The sequence below is a fragment of the Dactylosporangium sp. NPDC051541 genome, assembly GCF_044454505.1.
GTDB lineage: Bacteria > Actinomycetota > Actinomycetes > Mycobacteriales > Micromonosporaceae > Dactylosporangium.
In genome coordinates this window covers 504963-520851 of the sequence record NZ_JBITDU010000007.1, presented here as the reverse complement: position 1 = coordinate 520851, position 15889 = coordinate 504963, and the positions used below count along the sequence as shown (strand labels likewise).

Sequence of the window (15889 nt, the reverse complement as noted above, 5' to 3'; positions counted from 1 at the left end):
GTCTGTGTCCGCGTGCGCGTTTCGTGACCCTGTGATGCATGGCTATCACTCGACGCGGCCTGCTCGGCGCCGCCGCATTCCTGCCCCTCGCGGGCCGCCTCCACCTCGACGGCTCCGGAGATCTCACCGGCTCCGGTGACCTCATCGACCTTCGCCGCGATCTGCACGCTCATCCGGAGCTGTCGGGGCAGGAGGTGTACACCTCCGGCGTCGTCGCGCAGCGCCTGCTCGCCGCCGGCCTCGACGTGACCACCGGGGTCGGAGGCTACGGCGTCGTCGGGGTCCTGCGCGGGGCGCGCAAGGGCCGGACGGTCGCCTATCGGGCGGACATGGATGCGGTACCCGCACAGGGCCAGATCGACGGCGGACCGGACACGGCCCATGTCTGCGGGCACGACATCCACACCACCGTCGGCGTCGGCGTGGCCGAGGCCCTCGCCCGTCGCCGCCGGAGCCTGGAGGGCACGTTCGTATTCGTGTTCCAGCCGGGCGAGGAGACGCTGACGGGCGCCTCGGCGATGCTCGCCGATCATGTCTTCGACCGGGCCGCGCCGGCCGAAATCCACGCCCTGCACTGCGGCCCGTTCCCGGCCGGCCAGTTCGCGGTGATGCCCAGGTACGGGATGTCCGGCCTCGACCGGGCCCTGGTGACGCTGCCCGACGCCGCGACCGCCCAGTCCGTGGCGGCCGCGATCAACGCGCTCGGCACGACCAGGTTTCCGCGGACGCCGGAGCTTCGAGCGCAGTTCGTGGAGTACCTCCGGACGCCCGGCAGCCCGATCGCCGAGTTCGTCTTCATGAACGCGTCGGCGGTCGACGCCCAGGTCCGGGTCTCCTACCGCTGCTGGCCCGAGGAGCGCTACACCAGCATCCGCCAGGAGATCGAGCGCCTGGCCGCCCCCGGCACCGTCGCCTACCCCGGCGACCCGTTCCCGGCGATGGTCGTGGGCGAGCGGGAGGGCCTGGCCGTCGAGCGCCATCTGCGCCGCGCCGCCGACAGCGTGACCCGGCTGCACGCGTCGAACCCGTACAACGGCGAGGACATGGCCCTGTTCCTCAAACGGCTCCCGGGGACCTGGACCTACCTCGGCGTCCGCCACCCCGACCGGGCGCTCGACACCTCCTACCCGCACCACGGCTCGTTCGACCCGGACGAGCGGGCCATCGCCCACGGCGTCCACGCCATGACCGGCTGGCTGGCCGAACGCGGAGCCTGCCGGTGATGCGATGAGTATGTCGGTGACATGACAAACGGGGAGCGGTAGGTGATCATGTTTCAGCCGACGTCCCGCACCTGGTTGGAGCCCCCGTGTCCCGCATCGACAGCACATTCGGCCGCCCCGAGCTGGTCGCCGTCCGCGACGCCGCCGCCCGCGGTGACCTGCGAACCCTCTATGCCGCGCTCAACGGTGGGCTGACGAGCGCCCACGACCGCCTCGACCGGATGCTGACCGCCGTCGACACCCTGACCGAGCGGACCGGCACCGCGGTGCCGGCCGGGCTCGACGACTGGTTACGCGCCGAGCCCGGCAACCCGACCGCTCTCGCCCTGCGCGGCGGCGCCGAGATCGCCCGGGCCTGGGAGCTGCGCGGCGCCGCCGTGGCCCGGGAGACCCAGCCGCAGCGGCTCCAGGCCTTCCGGGCCGCGCTCCCGGAGGCCGAGCGGTATCTGCGCGCCGCCGCCCAGGCCGACCCGCGCGATCCGGCCCCGTGGGCGTTCCTGCTGCGGATGGCCCGCGGCCAGCAGCTCGACACCGCCGAGGTCCTCCGCCTCCGCGAGGAGCTGCAGGCCCGCGCGCCGCACCACCTGCGCAGCCAGGCCAACGCGGCGATCGCCCTCGGCCCGATGTGGGGCGGCTCGACCCAGCTGGCCCTCGAGGTCGTCCGCACCTGGCTGACCCAGGCCCCGGCCGGCTCGCCGCTGCCCGCGCTGTTCTTCATCGTGCAGTTCCAGCGCTTCCTGCAGGAGGGCCGCGGCCTGACCCGCGACACCGCCACCCGCGAGGAGGGCGTCCGGATGGCCGACCTGCTCCCGTCCGGCCCGGCTCGGACCCCGGACGAGTTCCTCGCCCACAACTACGCCGCGGGCTGGTTCGCCCTCACCCGCGAGCCCGGCCGCGCCAACAAACACTTCAAGCTGCTGCAGGGGTACGCCACTGAGGTGCCCTGGTCCTACATCGGCGACCCCCTGGGGCAGCGGCCGATCGCCGTCTTCCGCGGCAAGCGCCAGAACGCCATGCTCCGCCTGCCGATCTAAGGTCTGTTCGGTAATCCAGGATTTGGGTCTGGGTTAGGCAACAGTCCGGTTCGTGGTCCTCGTCGTTCCGGTGTGGCCCCGCACTGAGTGTGGGGGCGGTCCGGGGTTGTCGGGGTCACCGTGCCGGTACTTCGCCGAGCACGCCGGCACCGGCCGTCCCGGGTGGGTTGGCTGGTGCTGCGTTGCGGCCGCGGTCCACCAGCGTTGTGCTGGTGGGGGCGGTGGTGTCCGGTTGACTCGGTCCGGGCTCCTTGCAGCCCGTGGTTGATGGCGGCCACCCCGTGGGTGGCCAAGGTGTGGTGGGCGGCGTCCCAGTCGACCCGCGCGGAACCGGGTGTGCCGGGTTGGGTCAGGACGGTGTGGGCGCCGATGAGGGCGGCGGTGAGGTCCCGGTCGCCGGTCAGGCCGCAGGCCGGGCAGTGGTGCCGGCGGTGGCGCAAGTGTTTGGGGACGCGGGTGCCGCAGAGGCAGTGCTGGGTCCAGGCGGTGTGCCGGGTCCCGGCCCGCTGCAGCCCGCCACCCCCGGCAACTTCGGCGACCTTGGCGTCTCGTGGCTGATCGCGTGGAGCAGCATGCCGGGGGTGAAGGCGTGGATGCCGCGGCCCCACCGCCGCGCCCAAGTGCTGAGATCACAGTCCTCGACGGTCAGGTGCGGGCCGTGGACGGCGACGATCCCGGCGGCGGCGATGCGGGCGCGGGTATGCCCGGATCGGGTGCGGGCCACGCCGGCGGCGGCCGCGTGCGCACGTAGGTGCCGGTAGTGATCCGACAGGGTGTCGCGGCGGTAGGCCTGCCGCGGTGTTCCGGCCGCGTTCGCGAGCCGTGGCCCGCCCGGGGTGGTCACGGTGACGGGTGGCAGAGCGGCTGCGTGGCGGCGGTCGGCGCGGCGTTGCTGGCGTGGTGAGAGCCGGTATTGGGCGGGGTTGCTGGTGCGGCGGGAGCGGTCCAGGGCCCGGTTGCGTCGGCGCTGCCGCAACTGCTGCGCCGCCAGCCGCTCCCGGTCAGCACCCGTCTTGGCAAGGTAGGTGGCCACGAGTCCGACCGGGCCGGCCGGGTCGATGGGCACGGACACGACGGCGAGGCTGGACACGTTGACGTCGATCCCGCCACGCCGGTGCAACCCCGTCGCGGCGTGGCGGCGGGCGGCGACCGCGGGTGACGTGTGGCCGGGGCCGAGGATGCTCAAGTGGGCTTCGTAGCGCCAGCCGCCGGGCCGGCCGGGGTCGCGGGACCGGACCACGTCAACTTTGTGCCACCGGTCGGGGTTGGCGAGGTAATGCTCCACCACGGGCTGGCGGCCGGGGGCCTTGTGGGAGCCGGACCGGCAGGACCAAATCCTAGTCTCCGGTGCCGGTGAGGATGACGGCGAACGCCCCGTCGTGCTCCCACCAGGACCGCACCGGCACGCCGTGCCCGGTCGCGGCCACCGGGCGCAGCGCTCGCGGCTGGCGCAGCCGGCCGCCGTGGTCGTAGGCGTGGCGGTGGCCGGGCAGGCTGCCGACGAGCCGCCAAGTCTCCCACTTCCGCGCGGTGGTGCGGGACCGGGCCCGGCCCGGCATGGTCCGGAAATCCCACCACGACCCGACCCCCGGCCGGCCGGACCGGCGGCCCGACGTGTCGGGGAACAGGTGCCGGTCCACCGGCTGCCACACCCCGTCGGCCAGATGCATCGCCAGAGCCTTGGTGACATACCGGCGTAGGTGCGGGGCCGCGTCCAGGTGCCGGTAGGCGGCGCGTTCCAGCCCGCCCAACGTCAACCCGACCCGTTCCCGCACCGCCACCGGACCGGGCGCAGCCGGACCGGCGAGCGTACGACGGTACGCGGCCAGCCGGGCCACCGCATCACGCTGCACCGCCCGGCGCACCTGAAACCCGGCCGCGAACACCCGCTCCAGATGCCGCCGCACCCGCGGATCGTGCACATCCAGCGGCAGCCGCAGCACCGAGCGGGGACCGTCGTAGCGCCACGACACACCCCGGCCCGGCCCACGCCGCCGCTGCACCATGCCGTCCGCCATGCGCACCACCGTAGAGCCACAAGGCCCCACGGTCAAACCGAGCCAGGACACCCCGACACGACAACGGCTGCATACACCTCATCCACAAACCTCGCGAACTTCCAAACACGCCTTAGCTCTCCGGGGTCCGGGCCTGGAACCAGCGCGGCTTCACCAGGCCCAGCGGCTGCTCGATCTCGACGTGCGGCGCCGCCTGCCGCAGCCCGTTGAGGAACGGCCACACGTCGTTGACGCCGGCGACCTGGACCCGCCGCCCGCCGGCCAGGACCACGGTCGTGTAGTTCTTCGGATGCGGCACGACCTGCTGGACATCGGCGAGCGGTGCACTGCCCCCGCGCAGCACCGCTCGCCAGTACAGCCGCCCGCCGTCGATCCGCAGCCGGTACACGATCTTGAACAGGGCCAGGTAGCCGTAGACAAGCCCGACGACGAGCCCGAGCGGCACGAACGCCACCCGCTGCCACATACTCTCGGTGCCGAACACCCCCGCCGCCCCGGCGATACCGAAGGCCACCGGCGCGACGAACGCCGCGAGCACCGCGGCCGTGCGCACGAACAGACTGCCGAACGTATACGTCGTGGCGGTGCGATCCTCATCCATGCCGCCTGATGCCCGCGATGCCCGAAAACTATGCTGACGCCCACGCCGGGGGCGGTCTTGGCGCCGCTGCCCATACTTGTTCCATGCGGCCCGAAGACCTGGTAGCGAAGACCGACTGGACAGCGGTCGACCATGCGTACGGGCCGGGCCCGGAGGTGCCGCAGACCCCGGACATCCTCGCGGCGCTGCTGAGCCGGGATGCCGCAGTGCAGGCGCGGGCGCTCAGCGACCTGTACGTCCTGGTGCACCACCAGGACACCGTCTACCCGGCGACGCCACCGGCGATGGAGTTCGTGGTCGCCATCCTCGACGATCCGCGGACGCTGACACCGGTCCCGCCACATTCGCGCCGCCGGACCGGGGCGTGCGGGTCATGGCGGTGCTGATGCGTCGCGGCACTGACCGTGCTGCTGCCCGTCGCGCCGACGGGCACCTACGCCGGCGACTGGGGCACCGGGCTGCGCGCGAAGGCCTTCCCGGACGGCTTCCCGCCGACCCGTCCACTCGATCCAGCCCAACTCGCGCTGCTGCGCCTGATCGCCGAACGCTGCTTCGGGCCGGCCGCCGAGTGGGGCTCAGACGAGGACAGCCGCCGGGCACTGCGCGACCTCATCCCGGAATAGGGTGGGCAAGGCGTTTGCCGGTATCGGGGTTGATGCGGCCGGTGCCGGGCCCGCCGCTCTTCGCCCCCCTCGGGCACCGACGCACCGGCCGCGAGGACACCCCGGTCCTCAGCGCGGTGGACTTCCCCCACCGCGCCGAGGACAAACAACTCCGTCGGGTGCTGCGAAAAGACACTAACCCGGCATTTTACGGATAGCTGACGACGGTGTGCGGGGTCACGTGGTCGGGCAGCGCGGCGTCGCCGGTGTCGTTGATGACGTGGGTGATCGAGCCCTTCCCGAGGGAGACGGTCAGCAGGTCGTGGAACTTGACGTTGGCGTTCACCGGGGCTTCGAAGCCGTGGTACGCCGCGATCGTCGAATCGGTCGTGAAGACGCAGTAGCTGCCCATGCCCCACGCCTCGTGTGACGTGACGGTGTTGGCGACCTTGTAGGCGGCGTAGCCGGTGATCCCGTCGTGGGACCAGGCGGCGGCCGACGGCGGGTCGTAGGGCAGTTCGTTCTGGAAGAAGATGGTCTTGCCGCCGTTGCCGTTCCAGATCACGTTGTACTTCTCGAAGTGCTCGACGAACAGGCCGTACGCGGTCACGTTCTGGCCGTTGACGATCAGCCCGGTGTCGGAGGGGTTGGACGTCCAGCCCGCTCCCGCGCCGTGGTCGGCCCGCCAGGCCCAGATGTGGTCGATGATCGTGTTGTTGTTGTTCACGACCAGGGCGTTGGTGACCTTCGCCGCGCCCGCGCCACCGACGCGCAGGAACACGTCGGAGATCAGGTTCGGGGCACCCGCGTGGTTCGCCGACGCGCCGGTCGGGCCGACCTGCAGCAGCGCCGGGGAGTTCGTCGGGCCCGCGTCGAACAGCAGCGACGCGATCTTGACCCCGTCGACGTCACCGACCTGCATCGGCAGCGCGCCGTTGTCGGCCACGATCGTCGCGTAGCCCAGACCCAGGACCACGGTCCCGGCCCGGTTGACGTTGACCGTCTGGCTCAGGTGGTACACACCGGGCGTGAACAGCAGGTTGAGGCCCTGCGCGACGGCCTGGTTGAGCGTCGCCGCGCTCACGCCCGGCTTGGCCACGTAGAACTGGCTGAGCGGGAGCGACGTGCCGGGAGTCTGGCCGTTGATCCACGTCGCGCCGGACGAGTTCGTCCGCGGTGACGGGACGAACACCCGGTAGGCGCCCGCCGCGTCCGCGTACAGGTACGGCTTCTCCTGCGTCACCGGCGACGTGTTGACCGTCGTGTACGCCGGCGAGGGGAACGTGGTGGCCGGTGCCCCCTGGACACCGGAGAACACCATGTTCCACAGCGCGCTCTTCCAGCTCCCGATCGTGCTGTCCCGGGTGAACCACTGCTGCTGCGAGCACGGGCTGATCTGGCCGCTCACCCGGCTGTCGGCGATGTACCCCCCGGACGCCCATCCGCAGTTGGGGCTGGCCAGGGTCATGCCGCCGTGCACGTCCATCCGGCGGAACGGCGCGGCCTGGGCCACCGCCCACCGGTCGGTGCCGTTGACCGGGTAGACCGACAGGTTCTCGGCCGAGCGCCAGAAGTTCTGCGTCGCGTTGCCGGCCATCCAGCCCGCGTCGACGGTGACGTCGCCGTGGATCTGCACGTCCTGCGGGTTCTGGCCGAGGCCGCTGATCGACGTGTAGAAACCGATCTGCGCATTGAGGCCGCTATATGAGCCGGGCTTGAAGAGGAACTGGTACCGTTCGGTCCCGAACTGGTTCTTCTCCTGCTGGGTGAACACCTGGTCGAGCCGCGACTGAATGGCCGACGAGGACTGGCTGGGATCGAAGAGGATCACGTTCGGGCCCAAATCACCGCCGCCCGGCAGTGACGTCGTGTCGGCGGCGAAAACGGCGAGCTCGAAGAGGGAGTAGCCGTATTGGGTCGCGCGGCTCGTGCCGTACACCCGGATGAAACGGCCGCTGCCGTTGACGGCCAGGGTCTCCGTCCCGCCCGCGCCGGTCGTCGTCGAGTAGATCGGGGTCCAGCCGCTGACGCCGTCGGCGGAGACCTCGACCCGGTACGCCTTCGCGTAGGACCGCTGCCAGGTGAGCGACACCTGGCAGATCTGCGTCGTGCTGCCGAGATCGACCTGGATCCACTGTGGATCGACGCCGTGCGCACTGGACCAGCGGCTCGTGGCCGAGCCGTCCACCGCCTTGCCGGGGCCGAGGCTCGCGTTCTCGGACGACGACGCCGTGGCCGGACGGTTCAAAGCGACATTGGTGGTACCGCACGCGTCCGCCGCTTCCGCCGAGCGGCCGATCACAACGAGTGTGCTTGCCAGTAGTGCCGTGGCGGCGGCGGCTACGGCGAGGAGTCTGCGCTGCATGACAGCAAGGTAGGACCGGCCCGACGGCTTGGGCAATCGCTTGCCATCACTTGCCAAGTCGATCAACGCGGGTCCACTTTGGACCTTGAATTGGCATGGCAACTCGATGGCAAACGCTTTCCCGGCGTCAACGACCGCTGCTACGGTCCGCAACTACCTATCAGCGATGCTCGATTCAACCGCCAAGGAGTCACCATGAGCATCAGACCCACCCTGCCCAGAATCCTGGTCGCGGCCGCGTTCGCGCTGGCCCTGGCCGCGGGTGTGGCGGTGGCCGGACCGGCGCTCGCCGCGGACGATCCGCCGCGCGCGCAGTACCACGAGATGCACGCCAACTGCACCGTCAACCACACGCTCAGCGACGACCCGATCGTCTTCCCCGGCCTGCCGGGCGCCTCCCACAACCACTCGTTCATCGGCAACCCGACGGTGAACGCGAACTCCACCCCGCAGTCCCTGGTCGGCGGCTCGACGTCCTGCGAGGACACGAAGGACGCCTCCGGGTACTGGTTCCCGACCCTGCTCCAGCGCGGGGTGCCGCTGCAGCCCGACAAGCCGACCGTGTACTACAAGTCCGACGTCAAGGACTACCGCACGGTCAAGCCGTTCCCGGCCGGCTTCAAGCTCCTCGTCGGCGACGCCAAGGCCCCGAACACGGCGGCATTCAAGGGCAACTACCAGTGCACCGGCTACAAGGGCGCCGACTTCCCGGCCTCTTGCCCGGCCGGCTCGACGCTGCAGGTCCGCCTGACGTCGCCGAGCTGCTGGGACGGCGTGCACCTGGACACCGCCGACCACAAGTCGCACATGGCGTGGCCGGTCAACGGCGTCTGCCCGGCCGACCACCCGGTCCCGCTGCCGATGCTGGAGATCAAGCTGCCGTATCCGCTGCACAACGGCGACACCGGCGGCCTGGCCTACGCCTCGGGCGGCAGCTTCACGTTCCACTACGACTTCATGAATGGCTGGGACGCCGCCCGCCAATCCTATCTGGTGTCGTACTGCATCAACGGCGGCCGTCAATGCAACGGCTTCGGCGAGGACCCGAAGAAGCCCTGACCGCAATGCGAGCCGGCCTCCTCAGCCCCGCCGGAGTGGGGGGTTGAGGAGGTCGGCGATCGCTTCGATTCCCGCTTCGATCGCCGAGCGGGAAGTGTTGCCGAACCCCACAATCAAACGCGGCTTCGGGGGTACGGCCTGTGCGTGCATCTTCGCCATCCCGTACAGACCCACGCCACGCGCGGCCGCGGCCTCGATCACAGCGCGTTCGACCGCCGCGGCATCGTCCGTTCCGGGCGGCAAGTGCAGGATCGCGTGGAAGCCCGCCGCCAGCCCGGTGACCGCCAGGCGCGGCGCGTGCCGGTGCAGCGCGGCGATGAGCGTCTCGCGGCGGGCGGCGTACTCGGCCCGGACCCGCCGCAGGTGCCGGTCGTAGCGCCCGGACTCGAGCAGCGCGGCCAGGGCCAGCTGGTCCAGGCCCGGGCTGCCCCGGTCGGCGCGCCACTTCCCGCGGGCCAGGGCCGGGTGCAGGCGCGGCGGTGCGACGATCCAGCCGAGGCGCAGCGCGGGTGCGAGGGACTTGCTGACCGTACCCAGGGAGATCACGCAGTCGGGAGCCAGGCCCTGCAGCGAACCGACGGGGTCGCGGTCGTAGCGGAACTCCGCGTCGTAGTCGTCCTCGACGATGACGCCACCGGTCGCGCGGGACCAGGCGATGAGCGCCTGCCGCCGCGGCCCGGTGAGCACGACCCCGGTGGGCCACTGGTGCGCGGGGGTCACGAACACCGCGCCGGCCCCGCTGCGGGCCAGGGCCCCGACGTCCAGGCCGGACTCGTCGACGGTGACGGGCACCGCGGCAATCCCGGCGGCCGCGGTAAGGTCCGTGACGTTCGCGCCGCTGCCCGGGTCCTCGAACGCCAGGCTCCGGACCCCGGCCGCCGCCAGCGCGCCGACGACCAGCCCGAGCGCCTGCTGCATCCCCGCGCACACGATGAGGTCGTCCGGCCCGGCCGCGACCGCGCGCACCCGGCCCAGGTAGGAGGCCAGGACCTCGCGCAGCGCGCGGACGCCGACCGCCTCGCCGTAGTCGAACGCCGCGTTGGGGGCGGTGCGCAGGGTCTTCTGAACCGCCCAGGCCCACTCCTCGCGCGGCGCCAGGCCGAGGTCGGGGACGCCGTGCTGGAAGTCGGCGACCGGATGCCGGACCCGCTCGGCGGAGCTCTTCTCCGGGGCCGGGCCTTCGTGCGGGCTGACGACACCGGCCGCGACCCGGGTGGCCGAGCCGGGGCGGCTGGTGAGGTACCCCTCGGCCTGCAACTGCGCGTAGCAGTCCTGCACCAGTCCGCGCGAGAGTCCTAACGCGCGGGCGAGTTCGCGGGAGGACGGCAGCGGCTCGTTCGCCGCCAGCCGCCCGGCGCGGATGGCGGTCCGCAGCTGCTCTTCCAGCTGCGTCCGCAGCCCGGCGCCGCCGCCGCGGTCGATGGTCACCAGCAGCCCCGGCCCGGAACCGGCCCACTCGACAGGCACGGAACTGGACCTTACCAGGGTGCCGGTTCGCGCATAGCGTCATGTCCATGACCACGACCTACCGGCCCGCCGCACCCGCCCCGGCCCCGGCCCGGCCCCGCCTCGTGACCCGGCCGCTGCTGCTGCGCCTGGTGTCCATGCTCGGCTCGTCGATCGGCTTCTACCTGCCGCTGTCGGTGGTGCCGCTGTTCGCCCGCGAGTCCGGCTCCGACCGCGCGGCCGGCCTGGCCACCGTCGCGCTGCTGCTGGCGACGGTCGCGTGTGAGCTGGTCACGCCGCGGCTGGTGGCCCTGGTCGGCTACCGGTGGGCGCTCGGGCTGGGCCTGGTGCTGCTCGGGGCGCCCACGGTGGTGCTGACGGTGACCGACGCACCGGCCGCGATCCTCGCCGTGTGCCTGGTCCGCGGCGCGGGCTTCGCCATCTGCACCGTCGCCGGCGGCGCGCTCACCGCGACGCTCATCCCGCCGCAGCGCCGCTCGGAAGGTCTGGCCCTGGTCGGGACCGTGGCCGGCGGGTCGAGCCTGCTCGCACTGCCGGCCGGGGTGTGGGCCGCGGACCGGTGGGGGTACACCCCGGTGTTCCTCGCCACGACGATCCTCACGCTGCTCGCGCTGGTCGTCATCCCCGGACTGCCGCGCCGGGTCGCGGCGGCCGGCGCGTCCGCCCACCGCGGGCTCCTCGCCGGTCTGCGCCGCCCCGCGCTGATCCGGCCCGCCACCATCTTCGCCGCCGTGACCGCCGCCGTCGGCGTCCTCGTGACGTTCCTGCCCCTGGCCACGTCGGACCAGCCGGCCTGGGTCGCCGCCGCCGCGCTCCTGGCCCAGCCGGCCGCCGCGACCGCCGCGAGCTGGCTCACCGGCCGGGTCGCCGACCGCGTCGGGCCGGCCCGCTTCCTGACCCCGGCCCTGATCCTGGCGGCCGCGGGCATGGCCACCCTGGCCCTGATCGGCACCCCGGCCGCAGTGATCGGCGGCGCCCTCGTGTTCGGCGCGGGCTTCGGGATGCTGTCCAACACGACCTTGTCGCTGATGTACGGTCGCGAGCCCGCCGGCAACGAGAGCACGGTGAGCGCCATCTGGAACACCGCCTACGACCTCGGCATGGCCGCCGGTGCCCTGGCCGCCGGGCTGATCGTCACCTCGGCCGGCTACCCGCTGACCTTCCTGCTGACCGCGGCCGCGATCCTGCCGGCACTGCTGCTGTCCACACAGGAGCGTTGAAGGGTGCGGGCCGGCGGCATGGGGCGCGCCGGCCCGCACCGGGCCGCGATCAGGCGGTGCGGTGCCGCCCCTGGTACACGGTGGCGGTCAGCTTGTACAGGTGGCGGTGCCCGACCTGCTGGCACGAGGCCTTGTCCCACATCCCGCGCCGCACACCGTTGCGCGCGTCGCTCTGGCAGGCGTGGCGGCTGCGGTAGTAGTCGACGGTGAACGTCCGGGTCTTCGGCACGAATCGCACGTTGTGCTGGTGCCCGCGGTTGTCCCGGTCGTTGTCGTTGCCCCGGCCGTTGTCGTGGTCGCCGCGGTGGTCGTTGTTGTTGCCGCGGTGGTCGTTGTCGCCGCGCCCGCGGTCGTTGTCGTTGTTCCCGCGGTCGTTGTTGTTGTTCCCGCGGTCGTTGTTGTTGTTCCCGCGGTCGTTGTTGTTGTTCCCGCGGTCGTTGTTGTTGTTCCCGCGGTCGTCGTTGTTGTTCCCGCGGTCGTCGTTGTTGTTCCCGCGGTCGTCGTTGTTGTTCCCGCGGTCGTTGTTGTTGTGATCGTTCTGATCGTTGCGCGGGTCGCCGTTGTGATCGCGCTGCTGGTCGTCCTGCTGGCCGTCGCGGGTCTGCTGGCCGTCGCGGGTCTGCTGGCCGTCGCGGGTCTGCTGGCCGTCGCGGGTCTGCTGGCCGCCGGTGTTGTGCGTCTGGTCGGCCCCCCGCTGGGCCCCGCCGACCGTCGCGGTGTGCCCCGCGGCGACCGGCACGGCGACATCGGTGGGCGTGGCCGCGGAGGCCGCGGTGCCGCTCAACCCGAGCGCCGCCCCGGCCACGACACCCATACCGACGATGGTCAACGACCGACGAGCCTTGGCATTCATGTCTGGTTGATTCCTTCCCCCGTTGCGTTTCCGTGTGCCAGAACGGTAACCGTCCAAACCGGGCAAATCTGCAAATACCGCTCACCGCTTCGAACCGTTTCCCAGCACCGAAAACCCCCGCCGCCCAACCGTTCGGCCAGGCCAACCTCCACCACCCGACGCCCGGCGGCCATGCTGACGCCCATGCGATCAGTGCGGCAGGAAGATCGCAGCGGCGGCGATGAGCGGTCCGAGCACGGGAATCGCCGACTGCAGGTCGCCGAGCACTGTCCGGTCCAGGCCCAGCAACTGCTCCAGCTTCGAGCGCCGTTCGATCTGCTCGATGAGTCCGACGACGTCGCCCGGTTTCGCGGCGGCGAAGACCAGGGCGGCGAGGCGCTCCCCACGCCCGCGTAGCGCCGCGGCCGCCGGAGCATAGAAGAGCCCGACCAGCGCGGAGCCGCCGGCGCCGAAGACGACGACGAGCTCAGGCGGCTGGTTCCGGCCCAGCAGGATCCCGGCGCCGAGCGCCAGCGTGGACAGCGTCACAAGCGAACCGAGCGCGGACAGCAGACCCTGCAGCCGGCGCCGCAACGCGATCAGCTCCACGATGGCCGCTTCCAAGCCGGCCATGTCCGCACCGGGGTCCGGCCGGGTCGCGGCCGCCGTCGCAACGCCGAACATCGCCACGCCGGCGAACGAGCCACCCGCGAACGCGAGGACCACGAGCACGTCCCCGCGCCACCCGCGGCCGGGGTGAACGGCGCCCAGCTCGCCGGCCGCGAGTGCCAGTAGCACACCCACACCGATCGCGGCCGTCGGCAGCACCGTCCGGCTCCACGGCAACCGCTGCGCACGGGCCAGTTCCTGCCACGACGCCAGCCCGCGACCGGCGACCACACCCGCGGCGACGCACAGGCCGACCGCGAGCGCGGCCCAGACCGGCCACAGTGCTTCAGCCCGGTGCGCGGAAGAGAGCGCAACCGCAAACCCGGCGGCCCCGAGGACCGCGACGAAGATGCCGTTCCACCAGCTGATCCGTCGCACGCAACCCTCCCTGCCTGGCCGGCCGTAGCGTCTACGCGCAGCGGCGGCGGTCGACGCGGAGCACCTCGTCCGCGGCCGTGGTCGATCGGGACACGTAGCCGGCGGTCAGGAACTCGTGTTCGCCGATGCGGGTGGCGTCCAGGTAGCGGCCGCCGGGGGTGTCGGGCGAGACGTCGGTCCAGGCCCTGCCGTCCCAGTGCAGTGCGAGCGAGCGGCCCTCGCCGTGGACCCATTCCCGGCCGGCCGTGCCGAGCAGCCAGACGTCGTCGTGGGCGAGGGTGAGGACGCTTTCGATCGTGCCCGGGCCGATGTCGGGCAGGGCCGCCGTTGTCCAGCGGGTTCCGTCCCAGTGGGAGGCGAAGGGCAGCCAGCGGCCGGCCACCTGCCGGTCTCCGGCGACCCACAGGTCGTCGGCGGCGGTCGCGGCGATGTCGTGCAGGACGACCGGCACCCCCGGCGGCGCCGGCCACACCGTGTTGGTCCAAGTCGGGCCGTTGCCGTGGGCCAGCAGCGGGTCGCCGCCGTAGTCGCCGCCGACCGCCAACACCTCGGAGCCGACGGCGACCGCGGCGCGCAGCAGGTTCAGGCCGTTCGCGGGGCTCGGCACGCTCAGCTCGGTCCAGCCGGTGCCGGTCCAGCGCAGGACGGCCGCGTCGGAGCGCACCTTGGTCTCGTGCTGGTAGCCGAGCAGCCACACGTCGGTCGCGGTGAGCAGCACGGTCCAGTCGACGATGCCGGCCGGGAGGGGGTGCTCGGTCCAGGCGCTGCCGTCCCAGTGCAGGGCGAAGGTGTACCGGCCGTCGTCGCCCTGGCCGACCGCCCAGGCGTCGGTGCGGCTGCGGGTGGCGACGGCGCGGACGACGTTGCTCGCGGTGCCGGGGTTCGGGCTCGGGTACGTGCGCCAGGCGTGGCCGTCGAAGTGCATCAGGAGGCTCCGGGTGCCGGTCGCGCCGACCACCCACACGTCGTCCGGGCCGGTGGCGGCGATGCCGCTGAGGCGGTTCGCGCCGGGGTCGCCGGCCGGCATCGTCACGCCGGCCCAGCCGGGAGCGCAGGTCGTGGGGGCCGCGGCGACAACCGGGGGTGCGGCGGTGGTCGTCGGCGGCTCGGTCGTCGGGCCGGGCGTGGGCTGTCTGGTCGTGGTGGTCGGCACGGGCGGGGCGGTCGAAGGAGGGGATGCGGTCGGCGAAGCGGTCGTGGCCACCACGGGGGGCTCGGGTGTGGCGGATGAAGCTGATGCGGAGGTGATACCCACACCGGGAGTCGCAGCCGCGTCGGACGACGGGGTGGAGGTGAGGACGCCGGCCACCACCGCGACGACGACCGCGGTGGCCGTGCCCGCGGCGGCGACCGCGCCCGGGTGCTGCTGCGCGGTCTGCACGACGGCGGAGACGGCCGGCTGCCGGGTCACGCCGGCCACGGCCGAACGGAGGCGGTCGCGGCCGCGGTCCACGAAGCCGGGCGGGGCGTCCGGGCCGGGCAGTACGGCGGCCGGGGCGGCCACCGGGCGGGAGAACCAGCCGGTGACGATCTCGATCAGCGTGCGGCGGCGGTCCTGGTCGGCGTCGCGCTGGCGGTTGAGCCAGTCCTGCAGTGCGGCCGGGACGGGCAGCAGGGGCAGGGTGCGGAACTTCCGCAGCACGGCGTCACCCGATCGGGCCAACCGGATCGTGTCGGCCTCGGCGCCGCAGACCGGGCAGGTGCCGAGGTGGGCGGCGACGGCGTCGTACCGGCCGGGAGCGATCGTCCGGTCGGCGCCGAGGATCGCCTGCAGGCCCGCGCAGCCCAGGGTGCCGGCCGAGCGGGCCACCCATACGGCGGCCAGCCGGTCCACGAAGCGCTTGAGGGCCCGGGCCTTCGCGACCGAGATGTTGCTGTGCCCGGACAGGCCGGCCGCCTGGGCCAGGGCGGGGCCGGTGAGCTCGAGCCGGAACGCGCAGTAGACCAGCGTGCAGTCCCGCGGGTTGAGCAGCCGCAGCGCCTCGTGCACCCACTGCCAGAACTCGCGGGTGCCCGCCGCCTCGGCCGGCCCGAGCGCCGGGTCGGCCAAGGCGGACTCGAGGTCGTCCGTCGGGATGGCGACGCCGAGGCGGCGGCGGTTGGTGTAGCGGGCCACCTCGCGCCGGGCCGAGCGGACCAGGTAGGCGAACAGCGACGACCGGCCGTGTTCGAGGCGCAGGTCGGTGCCGCCGTCGTAGACCTTGATCACGGCGTGGACGACAGTGCGGGTCAGCTCCTCGGCGTCGGTGTCGTCGGGGATGCGGGCGCGGATGAAGTACCAAATCTCGGGCATCGCACTGTCGAGGAGGTGCCACAGCGCCGCTCGGCCGGCCGGGCCGCCCGCTCGGACCTGGGCGAAGCGCCGGTCCTCGGATTCCTGGTCCATCGTGCTCCCCACGAGGTCGCCACGGCCGCCGTACC

At 72.6% G+C, this 15889-nt stretch carries 14 protein-coding genes; 6 read left to right on the top strand and 8 right to left on the bottom strand.

From position 1 onward, the window contains the following. Positions 1-38 precede the first annotated feature (38 nt). Both ACIA8L_RS31530 and ACIA8L_RS31525 read left to right on the top strand, forming a co-directional pair. A complete protein-coding gene (locus ACIA8L_RS31530) occupies positions 39-1223 on the top strand; it encodes a M20 family metallopeptidase (RefSeq protein ID WP_395910223.1) in 1185 nt (394 codons plus the stop codon). An 86-nt stretch (positions 1224-1309) separates the two neighbouring features. After that, positions 1310-2257, top strand: a complete 948-nt coding sequence (locus ACIA8L_RS31525; protein WP_395910222.1) for a hypothetical protein — start codon at positions 1310-1312, stop codon at positions 2255-2257. A 400-nt stretch (positions 2258-2657) separates the two neighbouring features. Here the strand turns inward: ACIA8L_RS31525 and ACIA8L_RS31520 are convergent, their stop codons facing one another. The 3 genes from ACIA8L_RS31520 to ACIA8L_RS31510 form a co-directional block, all read right to left on the bottom strand. Beyond that, on the bottom strand, positions 2658-3542 hold the full coding sequence (locus tag ACIA8L_RS31520; RefSeq protein WP_395910221.1) for a hypothetical protein: 885 nt from the start codon (positions 3540-3542) through the stop codon (positions 2658-2660). Positions 3543-3594: 52 nt separating this feature from the next. Next, on the bottom strand, positions 3595-4275 hold the full coding sequence (locus ACIA8L_RS31515) for a hypothetical protein (RefSeq protein WP_395910220.1): 681 nt from the start codon (positions 4273-4275) through the stop codon (positions 3595-3597). A gap of 112 nt (positions 4276-4387) precedes the next feature. After that, the gene (locus tag ACIA8L_RS31510; protein WP_395910219.1) at positions 4388-4876 is read right to left on the bottom strand and encodes a hypothetical protein; all 489 of its coding nucleotides are present in this window, start codon (positions 4874-4876) and stop codon (positions 4388-4390) included. An 83-nt stretch (positions 4877-4959) separates the two neighbouring features. Between ACIA8L_RS31510 and ACIA8L_RS31505 the strand changes: the two genes are divergently transcribed. Continuing rightward, positions 4960-5262 (top strand): hypothetical protein, encoded by a 303-nt coding sequence (locus ACIA8L_RS31505; RefSeq protein ID WP_395910218.1) that lies wholly within the window; start codon positions 4960-4962, stop codon positions 5260-5262. A gap of 18 nt (positions 5263-5280) precedes the next feature. Next, on the top strand, positions 5281-5499 hold the full coding sequence (locus ACIA8L_RS31500; RefSeq protein ID WP_395910217.1) for a hypothetical protein: 219 nt from the start codon (positions 5281-5283) through the stop codon (positions 5497-5499). 187 nt (positions 5500-5686) lie between these two features. On the opposite strand, the gene ACIA8L_RS31495 is transcribed toward ACIA8L_RS31500, so the two are convergent. Beyond that, positions 5687-7843 (bottom strand): discoidin domain-containing protein, encoded by a 2157-nt coding sequence (locus ACIA8L_RS31495; RefSeq protein WP_395910216.1) that lies wholly within the window; start codon positions 7841-7843, stop codon positions 5687-5689. Positions 7844-8038: 195 nt separating this feature from the next. On the opposite strand from ACIA8L_RS31495, the gene ACIA8L_RS31490 reads away from it, so the two are divergent. Beyond that, on the top strand, positions 8039-8902 hold the full coding sequence (locus tag ACIA8L_RS31490) for a DUF1996 domain-containing protein (protein ID WP_395910215.1): 864 nt from the start codon (positions 8039-8041) through the stop codon (positions 8900-8902). Positions 8903-8923: 21 nt separating this feature from the next. On the opposite strand, the gene ACIA8L_RS31485 is transcribed toward ACIA8L_RS31490, so the two are convergent. Next, positions 8924-10369: a PLP-dependent aminotransferase family protein gene (locus tag ACIA8L_RS31485; protein ID WP_395910214.1), complete on the bottom strand. Its 1446-nt coding sequence runs from the start codon at positions 10367-10369 to the stop codon at positions 8924-8926. Between the two features lie 47 nt (positions 10370-10416). Here ACIA8L_RS31485 and ACIA8L_RS31480 point away from each other — a divergent pair, with 47 nt between their 5' ends. After that, positions 10417-11589 carry an MFS transporter gene (locus ACIA8L_RS31480; protein ID WP_395910213.1) on the top strand — a complete coding sequence of 391 codons (1173 nt, stop codon included), beginning with the start codon at positions 10417-10419 and terminating at the stop codon, positions 11587-11589. 49 nt (positions 11590-11638) lie between these two features. Here ACIA8L_RS31480 and ACIA8L_RS31475 read toward each other — a convergent pair whose 3' ends face one another. The 3 genes from ACIA8L_RS31475 to ACIA8L_RS31465 all read right to left on the bottom strand — a co-directional run bounded on the left by ACIA8L_RS31475 (position 11639) and on the right by ACIA8L_RS31465 (position 15854). After that, entirely contained in the window at positions 11639-12403 is a 765-nt protein-coding gene (locus tag ACIA8L_RS31475) for a hypothetical protein (RefSeq protein ID WP_395910212.1), read from the bottom strand. A gap of 228 nt (positions 12404-12631) precedes the next feature. Then, positions 12632-13468 (bottom strand): hypothetical protein, encoded by an 837-nt coding sequence (locus ACIA8L_RS31470; protein ID WP_395910211.1) that lies wholly within the window; start codon positions 13466-13468, stop codon positions 12632-12634. A 31-nt stretch (positions 13469-13499) separates the two neighbouring features. Beyond that, complete coding sequence (locus ACIA8L_RS31465; RefSeq protein ID WP_395910210.1) at positions 13500-15854, bottom strand: RNA polymerase sigma factor; 2355 nt, start codon at positions 15852-15854, stop codon at positions 13500-13502. Positions 15855-15889 lie beyond the last annotated feature (35 nt).